The 15,310-nt window shown below is 69.0% G+C and carries 17 protein-coding genes; 8 read left to right on the forward strand and 9 right to left on the reverse strand.

Annotated elements, in window-relative coordinates:
* Positions 1-2 precede the first annotated feature (2 nt).
* The 4 genes from AOZ06_RS48450 (at position 3) to AOZ06_RS48465 (ending at position 2,744) form a co-directional block, all read left to right on the forward strand.
* Positions 3-518: a GNAT family N-acetyltransferase gene (locus AOZ06_RS48450; RefSeq protein WP_054295544.1), complete on the forward strand. Its 516-nt coding sequence runs from the start codon at positions 3-5 to the stop codon at positions 516-518.
* A 62-nt stretch (positions 519-580) separates the two neighbouring features.
* Positions 581-904, forward strand: coding sequence for a hypothetical protein (locus AOZ06_RS58245; RefSeq protein ID WP_054295545.1), 324 nt, complete (start codon positions 581-583; stop codon positions 902-904).
* Positions 901-1,941 (forward strand): WXG100 family type VII secretion target, encoded by a 1,041-nt coding sequence (locus tag AOZ06_RS48460; RefSeq protein ID WP_054295546.1) that lies wholly within the window; start codon positions 901-903, stop codon positions 1,939-1,941. Before AOZ06_RS58245 ends, AOZ06_RS48460 begins: the two co-directional genes overlap by 4 nt.
* Positions 1,938-2,744 (forward strand): ESX secretion-associated protein EspG, encoded by an 807-nt coding sequence (locus AOZ06_RS48465; protein ID WP_054295547.1) that lies wholly within the window; start codon positions 1,938-1,940, stop codon positions 2,742-2,744. Before AOZ06_RS48460 ends, AOZ06_RS48465 begins: the two co-directional genes overlap by 4 nt.
* On the opposite strand, the gene glpD is transcribed toward AOZ06_RS48465, so the two are convergent.
* A complete protein-coding gene (gene glpD, locus AOZ06_RS48470; protein WP_054295548.1) occupies positions 2,737-4,497 on the reverse strand; it encodes a glycerol-3-phosphate dehydrogenase in 1,761 nt (586 codons plus the stop codon). The genes AOZ06_RS48465 and glpD overlap by 8 nt on opposite strands.
* 225 nt (positions 4,498-4,722) lie before the next feature.
* On the opposite strand from glpD, the gene AOZ06_RS48475 reads away from it, so the two are divergent.
* Positions 4,723-5,466, forward strand: coding sequence for an MIP/aquaporin family protein (locus tag AOZ06_RS48475; RefSeq protein ID WP_054297471.1), 744 nt, complete (start codon positions 4,723-4,725; stop codon positions 5,464-5,466).
* Positions 5,467-5,484: 18 nt separating this feature from the next.
* Positions 5,485-6,993 (forward strand): glycerol kinase GlpK, encoded by a 1,509-nt coding sequence (glpK, locus tag AOZ06_RS48480; RefSeq protein WP_054295549.1) that lies wholly within the window; start codon positions 5,485-5,487, stop codon positions 6,991-6,993.
* 39 nt (positions 6,994-7,032) lie between these two features.
* Here the strand turns inward: glpK and AOZ06_RS48485 are convergent, their stop codons facing one another.
* A complete protein-coding gene (locus AOZ06_RS48485) occupies positions 7,033-7,575 on the reverse strand; it encodes an NUDIX hydrolase (RefSeq protein ID WP_054295550.1) in 543 nt (180 codons plus the stop codon).
* Positions 7,576-7,698: 123 nt separating this feature from the next.
* On the opposite strand from AOZ06_RS48485, the gene AOZ06_RS48490 reads away from it, so the two are divergent.
* Positions 7,699-8,610, forward strand: coding sequence for a DUF4231 domain-containing protein (locus tag AOZ06_RS48490; protein ID WP_054295551.1), 912 nt, complete (start codon positions 7,699-7,701; stop codon positions 8,608-8,610).
* 6 nt (positions 8,611-8,616) lie between these two features.
* Here AOZ06_RS48490 and AOZ06_RS48495 read toward each other — a convergent pair whose 3' ends face one another.
* From AOZ06_RS48495 to AOZ06_RS48510, 4 genes are all read right to left on the reverse strand, one after another.
* Positions 8,617-9,231 (reverse strand): class F sortase, encoded by a 615-nt coding sequence (locus tag AOZ06_RS48495; RefSeq protein ID WP_054295552.1) that lies wholly within the window; start codon positions 9,229-9,231, stop codon positions 8,617-8,619.
* 68 nt (positions 9,232-9,299) lie between these two features.
* A complete protein-coding gene (locus AOZ06_RS48500) occupies positions 9,300-9,860 on the reverse strand; it encodes a hypothetical protein (protein ID WP_054295553.1) in 561 nt (186 codons plus the stop codon).
* A 187-nt stretch (positions 9,861-10,047) separates the two neighbouring features.
* Complete coding sequence (locus AOZ06_RS48505) at positions 10,048-10,635, reverse strand: hypothetical protein (RefSeq protein WP_054295554.1); 588 nt, start codon at positions 10,633-10,635, stop codon at positions 10,048-10,050.
* A gap of 137 nt (positions 10,636-10,772) precedes the next feature.
* Positions 10,773-11,210: a SixA phosphatase family protein gene (locus AOZ06_RS48510; RefSeq protein ID WP_054295555.1), complete on the reverse strand. Its 438-nt coding sequence runs from the start codon at positions 11,208-11,210 to the stop codon at positions 10,773-10,775.
* Between the two features lie 48 nt (positions 11,211-11,258).
* Here AOZ06_RS48510 and AOZ06_RS48515 point away from each other — a divergent pair, with 48 nt between their 5' ends.
* Entirely contained in the window at positions 11,259-12,119 is an 861-nt protein-coding gene (locus tag AOZ06_RS48515) for an LLM class flavin-dependent oxidoreductase (RefSeq protein WP_054295556.1), read from the forward strand.
* Positions 12,120-12,173: 54 nt separating this feature from the next.
* Here AOZ06_RS48515 and AOZ06_RS48520 read toward each other — a convergent pair whose 3' ends face one another.
* From AOZ06_RS48520 to AOZ06_RS48530, 3 genes are all read right to left on the reverse strand, one after another.
* On the reverse strand, positions 12,174-12,797 hold the full coding sequence (locus tag AOZ06_RS48520) for a class F sortase (protein ID WP_054295557.1): 624 nt from the start codon (positions 12,795-12,797) through the stop codon (positions 12,174-12,176).
* Positions 12,794-13,195 (reverse strand): hypothetical protein, encoded by a 402-nt coding sequence (locus AOZ06_RS48525; protein ID WP_157233655.1) that lies wholly within the window; start codon positions 13,193-13,195, stop codon positions 12,794-12,796. Before AOZ06_RS48525 ends, AOZ06_RS48520 begins: the two co-directional genes overlap by 4 nt.
* A gap of 91 nt (positions 13,196-13,286) precedes the next feature.
* Positions 13,287-14,690: an NAD(P)H-quinone dehydrogenase gene (locus AOZ06_RS48530; RefSeq protein ID WP_054295559.1), complete on the reverse strand. Its 1,404-nt coding sequence runs from the start codon at positions 14,688-14,690 to the stop codon at positions 13,287-13,289.
* Positions 14,691-15,310 lie beyond the last annotated feature (620 nt).

The raw sequence follows: 15,310 nt of genomic DNA on the forward strand, positions 1-15,310 counted from the left end.
TCATGGAGCCCATCGAGATCAACGCAGGCGGGTTCTACCTGCGTGCGTTGCGGGCGGACGACCTGCTCGACGACCGGCCTGCCATCCTCTGCGCCTTCTCGGACGCCGAGATGCGGCGCTGGGTCGCGGACTACCGGATCGCCGACCTGGCTGACGCGGGTGACTACGTGCGGCGGCGCGCGCGGGAGTGGGACACGGGCACGCGGTGCTCGTGGGCTGTGGCCGAGCCGACCACGGGCGAGTTACTCGGCGAGGTGGATCTGCGCGGGCTCGACGAAGGCGATCCGCAGGCAGCGTGCTGGACGCATCCCGGCCACCGCGGCCGGGGCGTGGCCAGCACGGCGCTCGGCGCGGCTGTGCGGTTCGGATTCGGTGCGCTGGAACTCGACCGGATCGGTTACCAGCACGACGCGGGCAACACCGCGTCCAGGCGCGTGGCCGAGAAGTGCGGCTTCGAACTCACCGGCGAGAGCACGCACCTCGGCGCCCGGCTACTGCATTGGGTCGCTGTTGCCTGACGCGTGAACCCGCCTGTGTTTCGGCACGTTGGTCTTCGGGACTCGACAGGGAGGGTGACGGCGTGACCGAGAACGGATTCCAGTTCGACCCTCAGGTCCTGCCGCGATCACACGCGGCGTGCACGGACGCGTTGGCCAAGGTGGACCGGCAGATCGAGCTGGCGAAGGCCGACCTGCGCACGACGGCGTGGGCGGGCGATCCGGTGAGCGCGTACGCGGCCGAACGGTTCAACGCACGCGCACTGGAGGAGGAACCCAGTGCGCTGCAAGCGCTCCAGGCCTACCGGTCGGCGCTGGACACCCTGGTGGCCAAGCTGATCTCGTCGGAAACGCAGTACCGCCGCACCGAGCAGGACAAGGACGCGACGATGCGGGGTGCACAGTGACGCAGGAAATCACGCGCTGGCGCGGATTCAGCCACGCCGAGTTGTACGCGCAGCTGCACACCGGGCCCGGCGCGGCGGCGTCGGCGGTGCCCGCGCAGCGGTGGGCGGACATCGCGTCGGACTTCGCCGCGATCACCCGTGACCTGGCCAAAGCGGTCACCGAGGCGCGAACCGGGTGGCAGGGCGAGTCGGCGACGTCGGCGTTCACGCAGATCGGCGAGGTCGCCGCGTGGGCGGACCGGGTGAGCGAGAGCGCGTCGAGCATGCGGCTGAGCGTCGAACAGCAGGCCGACCACATCGGCCAGGCCCGCGCGAACATGCCCGCACCCGGCGGCGACCCGTCGCCGCGGCTCGATCCCGCGGTGGACCCGGCCGCGCAGGTGCTGGCGTTGCAGTCGGATCACGAGCCGGTCGAGCGCGCCACGTCGGAAGCCGCCCGGCGGGCGTACGAAGACATGCAGACGTACCAGAACGACACGACAGCAACGACCGAAGGCCTGACCCGATTCGACGAAACCGTTGACACGTCGGCGGTTCTGCCTGGCTACGACGCCGGCCGACGCGGCGGTGCCGCAGCGTCGCCGGTCTCCGTAACGCCGATTCCCTCGCAGAGCACGGTTCCCCGCGGCGAACAGCTGGTTTCGGCTGCCTCGGCGGATTTCTTCGCCCTGCCCGCCGACGAGCCGGAGGTGCGTGCCCGGCCGGTCGCCGCCGAGCCCCTCGGCCCCGGTAGCGGCGCGGCGGCCCTTCCGGCGCAACGGACTTCGACCGTTCGGCGGGCTGCGAGCCGCAAACCCGTTCCGCTGGACGTGCATCCGCTCGCGCCGGTCGCCCCGTCAACCGGAACGCCCGGCACTACGTCCGATCGGGTGACGTCCAGGCGGATCGGTGAACCGCTGGTCATCGCGCAGGACGGCGCGGAACCACGGAAGCGCAGGCGCGACAGGAACGAACTGGACAAGATAACGGAGCGTGTCGAAGGAGTCGACGCAGAGGTACCTCCTCCCGTCATCGGCGGCGGGCCGTATCGTCCATGACGATGTTCGACACCGGACTTGACGCGGGCGGCTTGGGCGCACCGTTCAGCCTGACGCCGCTGGAGTTCGACGTGCTGTGGGAGCACCTCGACCTCGGCGATATGCCCCTCATCCTGAAAGTCCCCTCACCGGGCCGGACCAACGCCGAACGGGCCGAACTGGTGACGCGGGCGTGGCAGTCGCTGGAAGCGAAGGGCTTCGGCAGGCAGGTCAGTCCCGACCCCCGGCTGGCCGGGCTGCTGCGCCTGGCGGCACGGCCGAACCGCGAGCTGGACGGCAGGCTGTGGCTGGGCCGCGCCGTCCGGGTGTTCGCTGCGGCGGACGGGGACGCGGGCGTGCTCGCGGTCCAGGAGAACGACCGGCTGACCTTCCGCGGCGCGGACGGCCCCGGCCTGCCCAGGCACGCGTTGTCCGTGCTGCCGCAGGAGAAAGCCGGGCCGGGGCATTCGGTCACGTTGCCGAGCAAGGACTTCGAAACCGCGGCGCGAGAAGCGTCCGCGCCCAAGGAGTTCGAGGCCGCGCTGCGCCGCAGGGGCCTGCGCGATCACGACGCGCGGACGTTGCGCGAGATGATCGGCGACGTGGTGCGCCAAGGTCAGTTCGGCGGTGCCGCGCGGGACAAGTGGGGCCGCCGGGTCCGCACCGCCCGCGTGATCAGCTTCTTCGACACCCCGGCGGGCCGTTACCTGCAGATCCGCAAGGAGTCCGGCGGCGGCGGGGAGGCCTGGACCACGATCTCACCCGCCGACCACAAGCGACTGCTGCAACACCTGACCGAACTGCACGCCGAAGACGTCAGCTGACCGGTTCGACGATCTCCGCCCGAGCCTCGGGCGCCTTGGACCGCAACGCGTCCGCCGCCTCGTCGCTCGGCTGCATCTGCGAGTCGCGTTCGGCCTGCACGCGTGCGGCGTACACCTCGACTTCACGCTTTCGGGTCGCGTCGTCCCAGCCGAGGACCTCGGCCATCAGCGACGCCACCTGCTCGGCCGCGTCGACACCGCGGTGCGCGTACTCGATCGAGATCCTGGTCCGCCGGGCCAGCACGTCCTCCAGGTGCAGCGCACCCTCGTGGCTGGTCGCGTACACGACCTCGACCTGGAGGTAGTCGGGCGCCGCGGCGACCGGTTTGAGCAGCTCGGGGCGGTTCTCGGCCAGCGCGAGCACCTGGTGGACCATCGAGCCGTACCGGTTGAGCAGGTGCCGCACGCGGTACGGGTGCACGCCCGCCTTCGCGGCGAGCTGATCCGCCTGGTTGACCAGCGCGTGGTAGCCGTCGGCGCCGAGCAGCGGCACCTTGTCCGTGATGGACGGTTGGATCCGGCCGGGCAGGTCCACCGCGGCGGCGTCCACGGCATCCGCCGCCATCACGCGGTACGTCGTGTACTTGCCACCGGCGATGGCCACGAAACCCGGGGCAACACGGGCGACGGCGTGCTCGCGGGACAGCTTCGAGGTTTCCTCGCTCTCCCCGGCCAGCAGCGGCCGCAGCCCGGCGTAGACGCCTTCGATGTCGTCGTGCGTCAACGGGGTCGCGAGGACCGTGTTGACGTGGTCGAGGATGTAGTCGATGTCCGCTTTGGTCGCGGCCGGGTGCGCCAGGTCGAGATTCCAGTCCGTGTCGGTCGTTCCCACGATCCAGTGACTGCCCCAGGGGATCACGAACAGAACTGATTTCTCTGTGCGCAGGATCAGCCCGGATTCCGACACGATCCGGTCACGCGGGACCACGATGTGCACGCCTTTGCTGGCGCGCACCCGGAACCGGCCGCGGCTGCCGGACAGCCGCTGCAACTCGTCGGTCCACACGCCGGTCGCGTTGATCACGGCGTTGGCCTGGACCTCGATCTCGCGGCCGTCCTCGACGTCGCGCACGCGCACACCCGAGACCCGGTCGGCCTCCCTGACCATGCCGACGACCTGCGTGGACGTCCGGACCACCGCGCCGTAGTGCGCCGCCGTCCGCGCCACCGTCATCGTGTGCCGCGCGTCGTCCGAGTGGGCGTCGAAGTAGCGGATGCCGCCGATGAGCGCGTCCCGCTTCAAGGCGGGCACCATCCGCAGCGCACCGGCCCTGGTCAGGTGTTTCTGGCCGGGCACGGACCGCGCGCCGCCCATCGTGTCGTACAGGAACAGACCGGCCGCGGTGTACGGCCGCTCCCAGACCCGGTGGGTCAGCGGGTAGAGGAAGGGCACCGGTTTCACCAGGTGCGGCGCGATCCTGGTGAGCATCAGCTCACGTTCCCGCAGCGCCTCGCGCACCAGCCCGAACTCGAGTTGCTCGAGGTAGCGCAGTCCGCCGTGGAACAACTTGGACGACCGGCTCGACGTGCCGGACGCCAGGTCACGAGCCTCCACAAGGGCCACTCGCAGGCCACGGGTCGCGGCGTCCAGCGCGGTGCCCGCGCCGACCACCCCGCCACCGATCACGACCAGGTCGAACGTCTCCTCGCCGAGTCTGCGCCAGGTGTCCTCGCGTTCGGACGGCCCGAGGCGACCGGCGACGGTCGCGGGGTCGGCGGTGCGGACCGGTTGCCCCGGCTTGCGGCTGGCCACGAAGTGCCTCCTGCCCGACTCGATTGCCCTGTTCGTCCCTCACGCTACCGCCAACCGCCGACACTCGCGCCGCGCGGCGAAGTGAGAAGGATTGCGTCAATCGGATCATGGACATCGTTGTCAGCGCACACTAACGTCCCTGCTCACCGAGGGTCTGGCAGCGTCGCCTTCTCAAGGGTCACGCCGTCTGCCCTGGTCCGAGTGGGCGAAATGCTGGAGGTGGCGATGGGCGCGGGTGAGATATTCCTATGGGAGGTGCTCGGCACCGCGGTACTGATCTTGCTGGGTACCGGTGTGGTGGCCAACCAGGTATTGCGGGACACGCTCGGTAACGGCACCGGTTTCCTGTTCGTGAACTTCGGCTGGGCGTTCGCCGTGTTCGCCGGCGCGAGCATCGCGGCGCCGAGCGGCGCGCACCTCAACCCGGCGGTCACGCTCGGCCTCGCGGTCACGGGCAAGACCGACTGGGCGGACGTGCCGATCTACGTCCTCGCGCAGCTGGTCGGCGCGATCATCGGCGCGACGCTGTGCTGGCTGACGTACAAGCTGCAGTTCGACACGCACCCGGAACCGCAGAACACACTGGGGATCTTCTCGACCGCACCGACCGTGCGCCATCCACTGTGGAACACCGTGACCGAGGTGATCGGCACGTTCGTGCTGGTCGGCTGGATCCTGCTGAGCCCGGCGGCCAAGACCGCGGGCACGGACGGCGTGCCGCAGTTCGGCAACTCGGCGCTGGGGTACGCCGGTGTCGCGTTCGTCGTGCTGGTGATCGGTACGTCACTCGGCGGGCCGACGGGTTACGCCATCAACCCGGCACGCGACCTCGGCCCGCGCATCGCGTACGCGATCCTGCCGATCCGCGGCAAGGGCAGCGCCGACTGGGGCTACTCGTGGGTGCCGATCGTCGGCCCGCTGATCGGTGCGCTGCTCGCCGGACTGCTCTACCTCGTACTGCCCGTCTGAGGGAAAGGAACGCTCACCATGGCCCAGTACGTGGCCGCGATCGACCAGGGCACGACGTCCACCCGCTGCATGATCTTCAGCCACGACGGCCGGGTGGTCTCCGTGGACCAGATGGAACACGAGCAGATCTTCCCCAAGGCAGGGTGGGTCGAGCACAACCCCGAGGAAGTCTGGCGCAACACCCGCGAGGTGGCCGCGGGTGCCGTGGCCAAAGCGGACCTGCACGTCTCCGACATCGCGGCGGTCGGCATCACCAACCAGCGCGAGACCGCGGTGGTGTGGGACAAGGCGACCGGGAAACCCGTCTACAACGCGATCGTCTGGCAGGACACCAGGACCGACAAGATCGTCAACGAGCTCGGCGCGCTGGGCGGCGGGCAGGAGCGCTACCGCGCGAAGACCGGGCTGCCGCTGGCGACGTACTTCTCCGGCCCCAAGGTCCGCTGGATACTGGACAATGTGGACGGTGTGCGTGAGCGCGCGGAACGCGGCGAGCTGCTGTTCGGCAACATGGACACCTGGGTGCTGTGGAACATGACCGGCGGCCCCGAGGGTGGCGTGCACGTCACGGACCCGACGAACGCGTCCCGGACGATGCTGATGGACCTGGACACCCTGCGGTGGGACGCGGAGATCGCCGGTGAGATGGGCATTCCGCTGTCGATGCTGCCGGAGATCCGGTCATCGTCGGAGGTCTACGGCAACGTGCGGGAGAAGGGCGCGCTGGCGGGCGTGCCGATCGCCGGGATCCTCGGCGACCAGCAGGCGGCGACGTTCGGCCAGGCCTGCCTGTCGCCCGGCGAGGCCAAGAACACCTACGGCACCGGCAACTTCGTCCTGCTCAACACCGGCACAGAGAAGGTGATGAGCGAGAACGGCCTGCTGACAACGGTCTGTTACAAGATCGGCACCAACGACACGGTGTACGCGCTGGAAGGCTCGATCGCCGTGACGGGCTCGCTGGTGCAGTGGATCCGCGACAACCTCGGCATGATCACCACCGCGGCGGAGATCGAGGAACACGCCCGCAGCGTGGAGGACAACGGCGGCTGCTACTTCGTCCCGGCGTTCTCCGGCCTGTTCGCGCCGTACTGGCGGTCCGACGCGCGCGGCGCGATCGTCGGCCTGACCAGGTTCGTCAACAAGGGACACTTGGCCCGCGCGGTGCTGGAAGCCACGGCGTTCCAGTCCCGCGAGGTGATCGACGCGATGAACGCGGACTCGGGCGTGCCGCTGAAGGCGTTGAAGGTGGACGGCGGGATGGTCGCCAACGAACTGCTGATGCAGTTCCAGGCGGACATCCTGGACGTGCCGGTGATCCGCCCGGTGGTCGCCGAGACGACGGCTCTGGGCGCGGCCTACGCGGCCGGCCTGGCGGTGGGTTTCTGGTCCGGTGAGGACGACATCCGCAACAACTGGGCCAAAGACAAGCAATGGGAGCCCGCGCTCGACGAGACCAAGCGCGAAGCGCTGTTCAGCGAGTGGAAGAAGGCGGTCACGAAGACCTTCGACTGGGTGACCGACTGACTCGGTGGAAGGGGAAACCGGACCGGTTTCCCCTTCCGCTCAGCGCGTCGCGATGTAGTACATGAGCGGCACGAGCGCGCCCGCACCGAGAAGTTTCCCCTGCTGGGCCAACTCCGGGATTCGGCTGAGCGGAACCCATTCGACGCGACCGACTTCCTCGGTGTCGGTCGGGTCGCCGACGTGCTCGGCCGCGCGCCACAGGTAGACGTCCACCGGCGCCCTGACCTGTCCGGGCAGCGGCTCGAAGCTGATCAGGTGCTCGGACTCGCCCACCGGCCGCCACCCGCTTTCCTCGACGGTTTCCCGCGCGGCCGCGACAGCCGGGTCCTCGCCCTGTTCGACCAGGCCACCCAGCAGCTCGTATCCCCATTGGCCGACAGGGAACCGGTAACGCCACAACATCAACGCCCTGTCCTGATCGTCCACGACCAACGCGATGGCGATCCGGTCGAGGCTCACCACGTGGTAGTCCATGCGTTCCCCGTTGGGGGCCTGCACGTCCGCGAGCTCCAGCCGGACCCACCTGTTGTCGTAGACGGTCCGTTCGCCGAAAACCTGCCACGCACCTTGATCCTGACTCACGACCGTGAGCCTACGCCCGCACGACGACGCCCTATCGGACCAACGCCCCGGCGCACGCCGACCCACTAAGTTCTTACCGAAGTCGATCGACCAGACCTGAAAGAGCCGGAGCACGACGCCACCATGACCGAGCCGACCAGCCCTCTCTTCACGTGGCACCAACTGCCACCGTTCTTCCAGGACGCCGACGCCAGCGCTGTCAGGGTGAAGCGCCGCTACTTCGGGCAGTTACGGCTGAGCCTGATCCTGCTCTTCGTCGCCGCGGCCAGCGGGGCGGCGTCCCTGAAGTTCGGCGGCTCCGGCGTCGACTGGGCGGGAGTCCTCGCCGCGCTGGCGTTCCTCGCCTCGCTCGTCGTCCGGTTCTACATCGAGCAGCAACAGGACGAGAACCGGTGGTACGAGAGCCGCACCGCGGCGGAGTCGTGCAAGACGCTCGCCTGGCGGTATGCCGTCTGCGGAGATCCGTTCCCGGAGGCCATGCCCGCCGCCGAGGCGCGTCAGCTCTACATCCACCGCCTGCGTGAGCTCAGCCGCAACCTGCGGATCGTGGACGTCTCCAGCGGCAACGACGTCAACGAGGACATGGAACGCTGCCGCGCGGCGAGCAAAGCCCAGCGCATCAGCACCTACCGGGTGGGCCGCCTGACCGAACAGGTCGACTGGTACTCGAAGGTCGCGGCGCAGCGGGACCGCCAGTCGCGGGTGTGGCGCGCGATCGCTCTGGTCGGTGAACTGGTCGGAGTCGGCGCCGGAGCGCTCAAGGCGTCCGGCGTGACGTCCATTGACCTGCTCGGTGTCGTCAGCGCCGCCGTTGCCGGGATAACCGCGTGGCTGCACGCCAAACAGCTGCACACCGAAGCCGCGTCGTACAGCCTCACGGCCCGCGAGATCCGGCACGTCCTGTCCCTCGTCGACGAGGACATGGACGGCGAGCAGTGGGCCGAGTTCGTCGACGAGGCAGAAGGAACGATCTCCAAGGAACACACCATGTGGAGCGCGGGCCGGACCGGCCGCACCCCGCTGAAGGACCTCTGACCCCGGTCAGCGCCCGGCGGGCTGCATCGTCGCGAAGACGATGATGTTGTCCTTGTAGCTGCGGGCGCCCTTGTCGAACACGCCGCCGCAGGTGATCAGGCGCAGTTCCGGTTTCGTGGTGTCCCCGTACACCTCGTCCGTCGGGAACGCGTCCTTCGACACCTGCTTCACCCGGTCGGCGACGAACCGCACCTTGGTCCCGTCGCTGCGGGACACGAATATCTCGTCGCCCGCGGCCATCTCCTTGAGCTTGTAGAAGATTCCCGGTTTGTGGTCACCGTCCACGTGACCGAGGATCACCGCGGGCCCGATCTCCCCTGGGGTCGGTGCCTTGTCGTACCAGCCCGCCTGCATCGGTTGTGTCACAGGCGGGACCTGCACTGTCTCATCCGGATTGAGCCCGAGCGGCACCAACGTGGAGTGCGCGCCGATCTTCGGGATCGAGACCTCCGTCGGTGTCGAGGCGGACAGCGCGGTCTGTTCCCGCTGGTCCGCCTGGTCCGCCTGAGGCGGCGCGACGGAGGTGTTCTCCGCCGGTCGCGGCGCCGCGGCCTGCTCCCCCGAACAAGCACCCAGCACCAAGGCCAACGCGACAACCGCGCCACCCAGCCATTTCCGCATGACGCTCAACTCCCTTTCCGTACTCCCTATGACGTGTCTGCCGCAGATCCGTTGCTCGCGGCGTCCGATCAGGCGCGTGAGCGGCGGCGGAGCATGAACACGCCCGCGCCACCCGCAGCCAGAACACCCGCGCCACCCAGCACGTACAGGCCCGTGTTCGAACCCGATTCCTGTGCCGGGGCAGCGGCGACGTCACCCTCGCCGGTGTCCGCCGCACCCTTCGGCTTCACCGCGACCTGGCCACTGTCCTTCGCGGCCGCCGGGGCGGGCTTGTGCTTCGACGCCTGGACAGCCTTCACGACGAACGAGCCGCGCACCGTCACGTCCCCGCACTTGAAGCTGACGGGCCACGAACCCGGCTGCGCGTCGGCCTTCACCTTGGCGACGCCGGTCAGGATGCCATCGCCCTTGTGGTTCAGGGTCGCGGGCTCCAGCACCTTCGAGTCCAGCTTGGCCGACGCCCCTCCCGGCCAGTTGCAGTTGGCGGACACGGTGACCTGCTGCCCCCGGTCGGCGGCACCCGGCTCGACTCTGATCACGCCGTCGCCGGTCGCGTTCGCCAGCGGAGCGGCCAGCGCCAGGCCCGCGATGCCGAGGGCGACAGAGCCGAAGAAGGTGTTCTTGCGCATTTCAGGTTCCCCCAAGTTCAGGTGGTCATTTCGTTTTCTCACCAATAAAGACGCCCCGAGTTCACGCCGGTTGCACCCGGATCCAGAAATAAAATCCGGATTTTCGAGGCAACCTCGGGCACGCCGCACACACGAAAGTGGCCCTGTCCCCTTCCCCGGGACAGGGCCACCAGCGTGTGGTCGGTTTTCAGTTCTGGGTACGCGAGCGGCGGCGGAGCATGAACGCACCCGCACCACCCGCGGCGAGCAGACCGGCGCCGCCCAGCGCGTACAGGCCGGTGTTCGAGCCCTGCTCCCGCGCCGGGGCGGCCACCACGTCGCCCTCGCCGGTGTCCGCCGCGCCCTTCGGCTTGACCGCGACCTGGCCGTCGGCCTTCTTCGTGGTCTCAGCCGGCTTGGCCTGCTTCTGCTCGGCACCGACCACCTTCAGGTTCGCGCTGATCGCGCGGTCGACGCACGTGAAGCTGACGGTGTAGGTGCCGGGCTTGACGTCCTTGCCGACCTTCGCGGTGCCGGTGAAGCCGTCGTGCGCCTGGCCGGCGATCCGGACCTCGCCCGGTGCCACGAAGGCCTTGGAGGTGACCGTCCACTTGGCGACGCCCTCCATGCGGCAGACACCGCTCATCTCGACCGTCTCGCCCGCCTTGTACGAGGCCTTGCCGACGGCGATCCTGCCGTCGTTACCCGGACCCTGCTCCGCGTTCGCGACACCGCCGACAATGAAAAGACCCGCGATACCGAAAGCGACCGCGCCGGCGAGAGTGTTCTTACGCATTGTGGTTTCCCCCTCAATTTTTTGCCTGTTTGCTTTTCGCACCCATAAAGACGTACCGGGCTATGACCCGTTGCGTCGGGTTGGCAAGATAAATGAAGGGAATTTCTCAGCAACCTCGGCCGGTCTCGCGCGTCGTTCTAGAGTTCCGGCCAGTCCCCGTCGAACTCGACCGCCGCGAGGCTCGCCGGTGGGAAGCGCTGCGGTGCCTGCTCGCCGAGCAGGACCCAGGCCAGCTCGTGCACCGCCGGGTTGTGGCCGATCAGCAGCAGGGTGGTCACGTCGTCGCCGGTCTGCCACACCAGTTCGCGCAAGGTGTCCACACCGGCCAGGTACATGCTCTGGTCGAAGGTGACCGCCGGCTGGTTCGCCAGCTCCGCGCGCACGCGGTCCCAGGTCTGCCGCGTCCGCAGCGCGGGCGAGCACAGCACGTGCTCCGGGCGCATCGCCGCCAGGTCCCGTCCGACCTTGGTGGCCTCCTCGCGGCCGATCGGGGTCAGCGGGCGCTCCACGTCGGCGAGATCCACCGCGTTCGCGGCGCTGGCATGCCGGAGTATCAGCAGCGTGCGGACGGTCATGCAGCCAGTCTCGCAGTTTTGTCGGTGGGTGGGTGCATGGTGTGAGGCATGCGATTCTCGGTCAACATCCCCAACTTCGGCGACTTCGCCGACCCTGAGGCCGTCGCCGTCCTCGCCCAGGCGGTCGAACACGCGGGGTGGGACGGGTTGTTCGTGTGGGACCACGTCGTGCACGAGAAGAACCTCGCCAGGGACATCGCCGACCCGTGGATCCTGCTCACGGCCGCCGCCATGGTCACCAGCCGGATCAGGCTGGGCACGATGATCACCCCGGTCGCCCGCCGCAGGCCGCAGAAGCTGGCCCGCGAGGTGACCACGCTGGACCGGCTGACCGGGGGCCGGATGGTCCTCGGCGTCGGCCTGGGCGAGCCGATGGAGGACGAATACGGTTCGTTCGGCGAGCCGACATCGCGGCGGGTGCTCGCCGAACGCCTCGACGAGGGGCTGACCGTGCTCGACCGGCTCTGGTCCGGCGAGCGCACCACATATGAAGGCAAGCACGTGACGGTGCGAGATGTGATGTTCCGGCCGACGCCCGTGCAACGGCCACGTGTGCCGATCTGGGTGGGTGGCAGGTGGCCGAACCTGCCGCCGATGCGGCGGGCGGCCAGGTGGGACGGGGCCATGCCGATGTTGTCCGGTGCGTGGCAGGCGGAGCCGCCGCCGCTGGAGGAGGTCACCGCGGCGGGCACGTTCTTACAGTCCGCGCGTGCCGAGGCAGGGCTGGCGGACGAGCCGTTCGACTTCATCGTCGGCGGGTCCAGCCCGGACGGCGAGTGGCCGGTGCTCCAGTCGCTGGCCGACGCGGGCGTGACGTGGTGGGACGAGCGCATGCCGTTCGGCGAGCTGCTCGACAACGCCGACGCCATCCGCCGCCGAGTCGACCAGGGGCCGCCGAGGTTGCCGTGAGCAGCTGCCGGATTCGGTGTGGGGCCCCACACCGAATCACGACCGGTACTCCACTCAGGACACTGGAGGGATCAAGGCCGCGTAGACGATGATGTTGTCCTTGTAGCTGTGGGCCGCGTGGTCGAACTGGCCGCCGCACGTGATCAGGCGCAGCTCCGGCCCCTGGGTGTCGCCGTACACCTTGTCGGTCGGGAACTCGCGCTTGGCGATCTGCTCGACGTGCGTGACCTTGAACTGCGCCGTCTTGCCGTCCTGCCTGGACACGGCGATCTCGTCGCCGACGACCAGTTCCTTGAGCCGGTGGAAGATCCCCGGCTTCTTGTTGCCGTCGACGTGGCCGAGGACGATCGCGGGACCGACCTCACCCGGTGTCGGCGCCTTGTCGTACCAGCCCGCTTGCATCGGCTGGTCGACCGGCGGCACCTGGATCGTCCGGTCCGCGTTCAGGCCGAGCAGGACGAGCGACGACCGGGCGCCGATCTTCGGGATGGCGATCTCGGTCGGCGTCGACGGGGGCAGCGACGCCACGCCGTGCACGGCAGGCGCGGCCCCGGAGTCTACTGTGGACGCCTGTCCGACCGGTGCGACCGGCTCACCGTCGTCACCGCCGCACCCGGCGCAGCCGACCAGGACAAAGAGGACGGCCGCGGCACCCAGCCATGCCCGCACGGCAATCAGCTCTGCTTGCGCAGGCGCCGGTACGCCGCCGTGCCACCACTGGCCACAGCGACGAGCGCGATGCCACCGATCACCAGCGCACCGGTGTTGCTCGTCGACTCCTCCATGCCACCACCGGTTTCCGGAGCGCCGACCGGCTTGACCGCGCGCCCGGTCTTGTCCACGGCCGGCTTTCCGGGCGGCGGCAGCTGCTCGGGCGACCTCGTCGCGGCCGGCTTCTGCGGCGAAGTCGTCACGCGGCTGTCCGTCGGGGCAGGCTTGGCCGTCGTCGGCTCCTTGGCCGGCGCGGACGTCGCAGCCGGCGCGGGGTTGCCGTCGGTGTCCGCCATGGCAATCGGAGCACCGAGGATCAGCACGCCGGCGCCGACGAGACCAGCCACAATGGAGCGAATACGCATCGGAGACCTTTCATGTGTTCAGGCGGGTTCATGCCTTCGCCACACACACGCCCGGGCCGATCTCCGGGTTGCCACGAGTTTCCGGGAATTCTCAGTCCAGGTCGTCGTGCCGCATCAGCCGCCTGCCCGCCTCGGTGATCGAACCGGACAGCGAGGGATAAACCGAGAACGTCAACGCCAGGTGCTCGACCGTGAGCTGGTTCTGCACCGCGATCGCGATCGGCAGGATCAGCTCGCTCGCCGTCGGCGCGACCACGACACCACCGATCACCACACCGGTGGCCGGACGGCAGAAGAGCTTCACGAAACCGCGGCGCAGACCCTCCATTTTGGCCCGCGCGTTGGTGGCCAGCGGCAGCATGATCGTGCGGGCGGGCACCTCGCCGGAGTCGATCGCCTGCTGGCTGATGCCGACCGTGGCGATCTCGGGGTGCGTGAACACGTTCGCCGCGACGGTCTTGAGCCTGATCGGCGCGACGCCCTCACCGAGCGCGTGCCACATCGCGATCCGCCCCTGCATACCCGCGACCGACGCGAGCATCAGCACACCAGTGCAGTCGCCAGCGGCGTACACACCCGGCACACCCGTCCGCGACACGCGGTCGACCGAGATGAACCCACCAGGCCCCGGCTCGATCCCCAGCTTCTCCAGTCCGATGTCGGCGGTGTTGGGGACGGAGCCGACCGTCATCAGCGCATGGCTGGCCTCGATCTTGCGGCCATCCTGCAGATGCACAACGACACCGTCGGTGACACGCTCGACCTTCTCGGCCCGCGCGTGCTTGTACAAAGTCGTGCCACGCTCAGCGAAGGCGTCCTCAAGCACAGCCGCCGCGTCCGCGTCCTCGTGCGGCAGCACACGGTCCCGGCTGGAGACCACGCTGACCTTCACACCCATCTCGGTGTAAGCCGAGGCGAACTCCGCACCGGTGACCCCGGAACCGACCACGACCAGGTGTTCCGGCAGTTCGTTGAGGTCGTACAGCTGCCGCCAGTCGAGAATGCGCTCGCCGTCCGGAACAGCACCGGGCAGCACCCTCGGCGTGGCACCCGTCGCGATCAGGGTGACATCCGCCGCGAGCACCTCGGGCTCGCCGCTGTGCGGCGTCACCCCGATCCGGTGCTCAGCCATGCCGGGCCGGTCGTCGACGAAGCGGGCAACCCCCGCGATCAGCCGCACACCCTCCCGCTGCAACCGCGCCCGGATGTCCGCCGACTGCGCGAGCGCAAGCCCACGAACCCGCCCGTGCACAACCGGAACCTCGACCTCGGCTTCCGACCCGTTGGTCCGGATCCCCAGCTCATCAGCGTTGCGGAACGCCGAACGCGCACCAGCGGAAGCGATGAAGGTCTTCGACGGCACACAGTCGTAAAGGACGCACGCACCACCAAGCCCATCACGTTCGACAATCGTGACGTCAGCGCCATGCTGCGCCGCAACCAGCGCGGCCTCGTACCCGCCGACACCGCCACCCATGATCACGATCCGGGTCAACGCGCTCCTCCTGTACCGCAAAAACTGGTCCCCGTAAACCGTACGCTGGATCGCTCAGCGCCCCACATCGGGGAGATTTCCGACAACGGAGCGCAAGGCCCCAGCAACGCCCCGTGGCCACGGGCGGTGGGATGGGTTGCCCCCAGGTAGCCGCGCAGGCAGCAGAGTGCAGCCACCGGCGCAGAGGCAATCCGGCCAAGGAGGGTGTCGCCCCTGCGTGAACAGGAGAATGCTCGGAACAGCCGCACTCAGGTGCGGCAATGGAACATTCCACGAGACCGAGCAAGGCCTCATCCAAAGCCGACGAAACGACACTCCGCCCATCGCGGCCAGGCCAGCCCACCTGGCCGAATGGTCGTTCTGAGACCGAACAGAGCGTCACCCCGGACGGACGGGACACGCGCCGCAAAGGGCAGCCAGGCCAAGTTGGCCGTTGTCGGAGGCCTTCGGGGTCCAGCCGCCGGGGACGCGGCCAGGGTGTCGTTGGTGGCGGTCAGGGCGTAGCCGACGACGTCAATGGGTTCAGTGGACGCGACCTGCGCCCATCCAGTGCGTTCGACCCGAGCCACCCGCGTGGCGAAGAAGTAGTCCCGGGGCCGAGGTGGGTGTTGCCTGGGATG

It is taken from the genome of Kibdelosporangium phytohabitans, assembly GCF_001302585.1.
Classification (GTDB): domain Bacteria; phylum Actinomycetota; class Actinomycetes; order Mycobacteriales; family Pseudonocardiaceae; genus Kibdelosporangium; species Kibdelosporangium phytohabitans.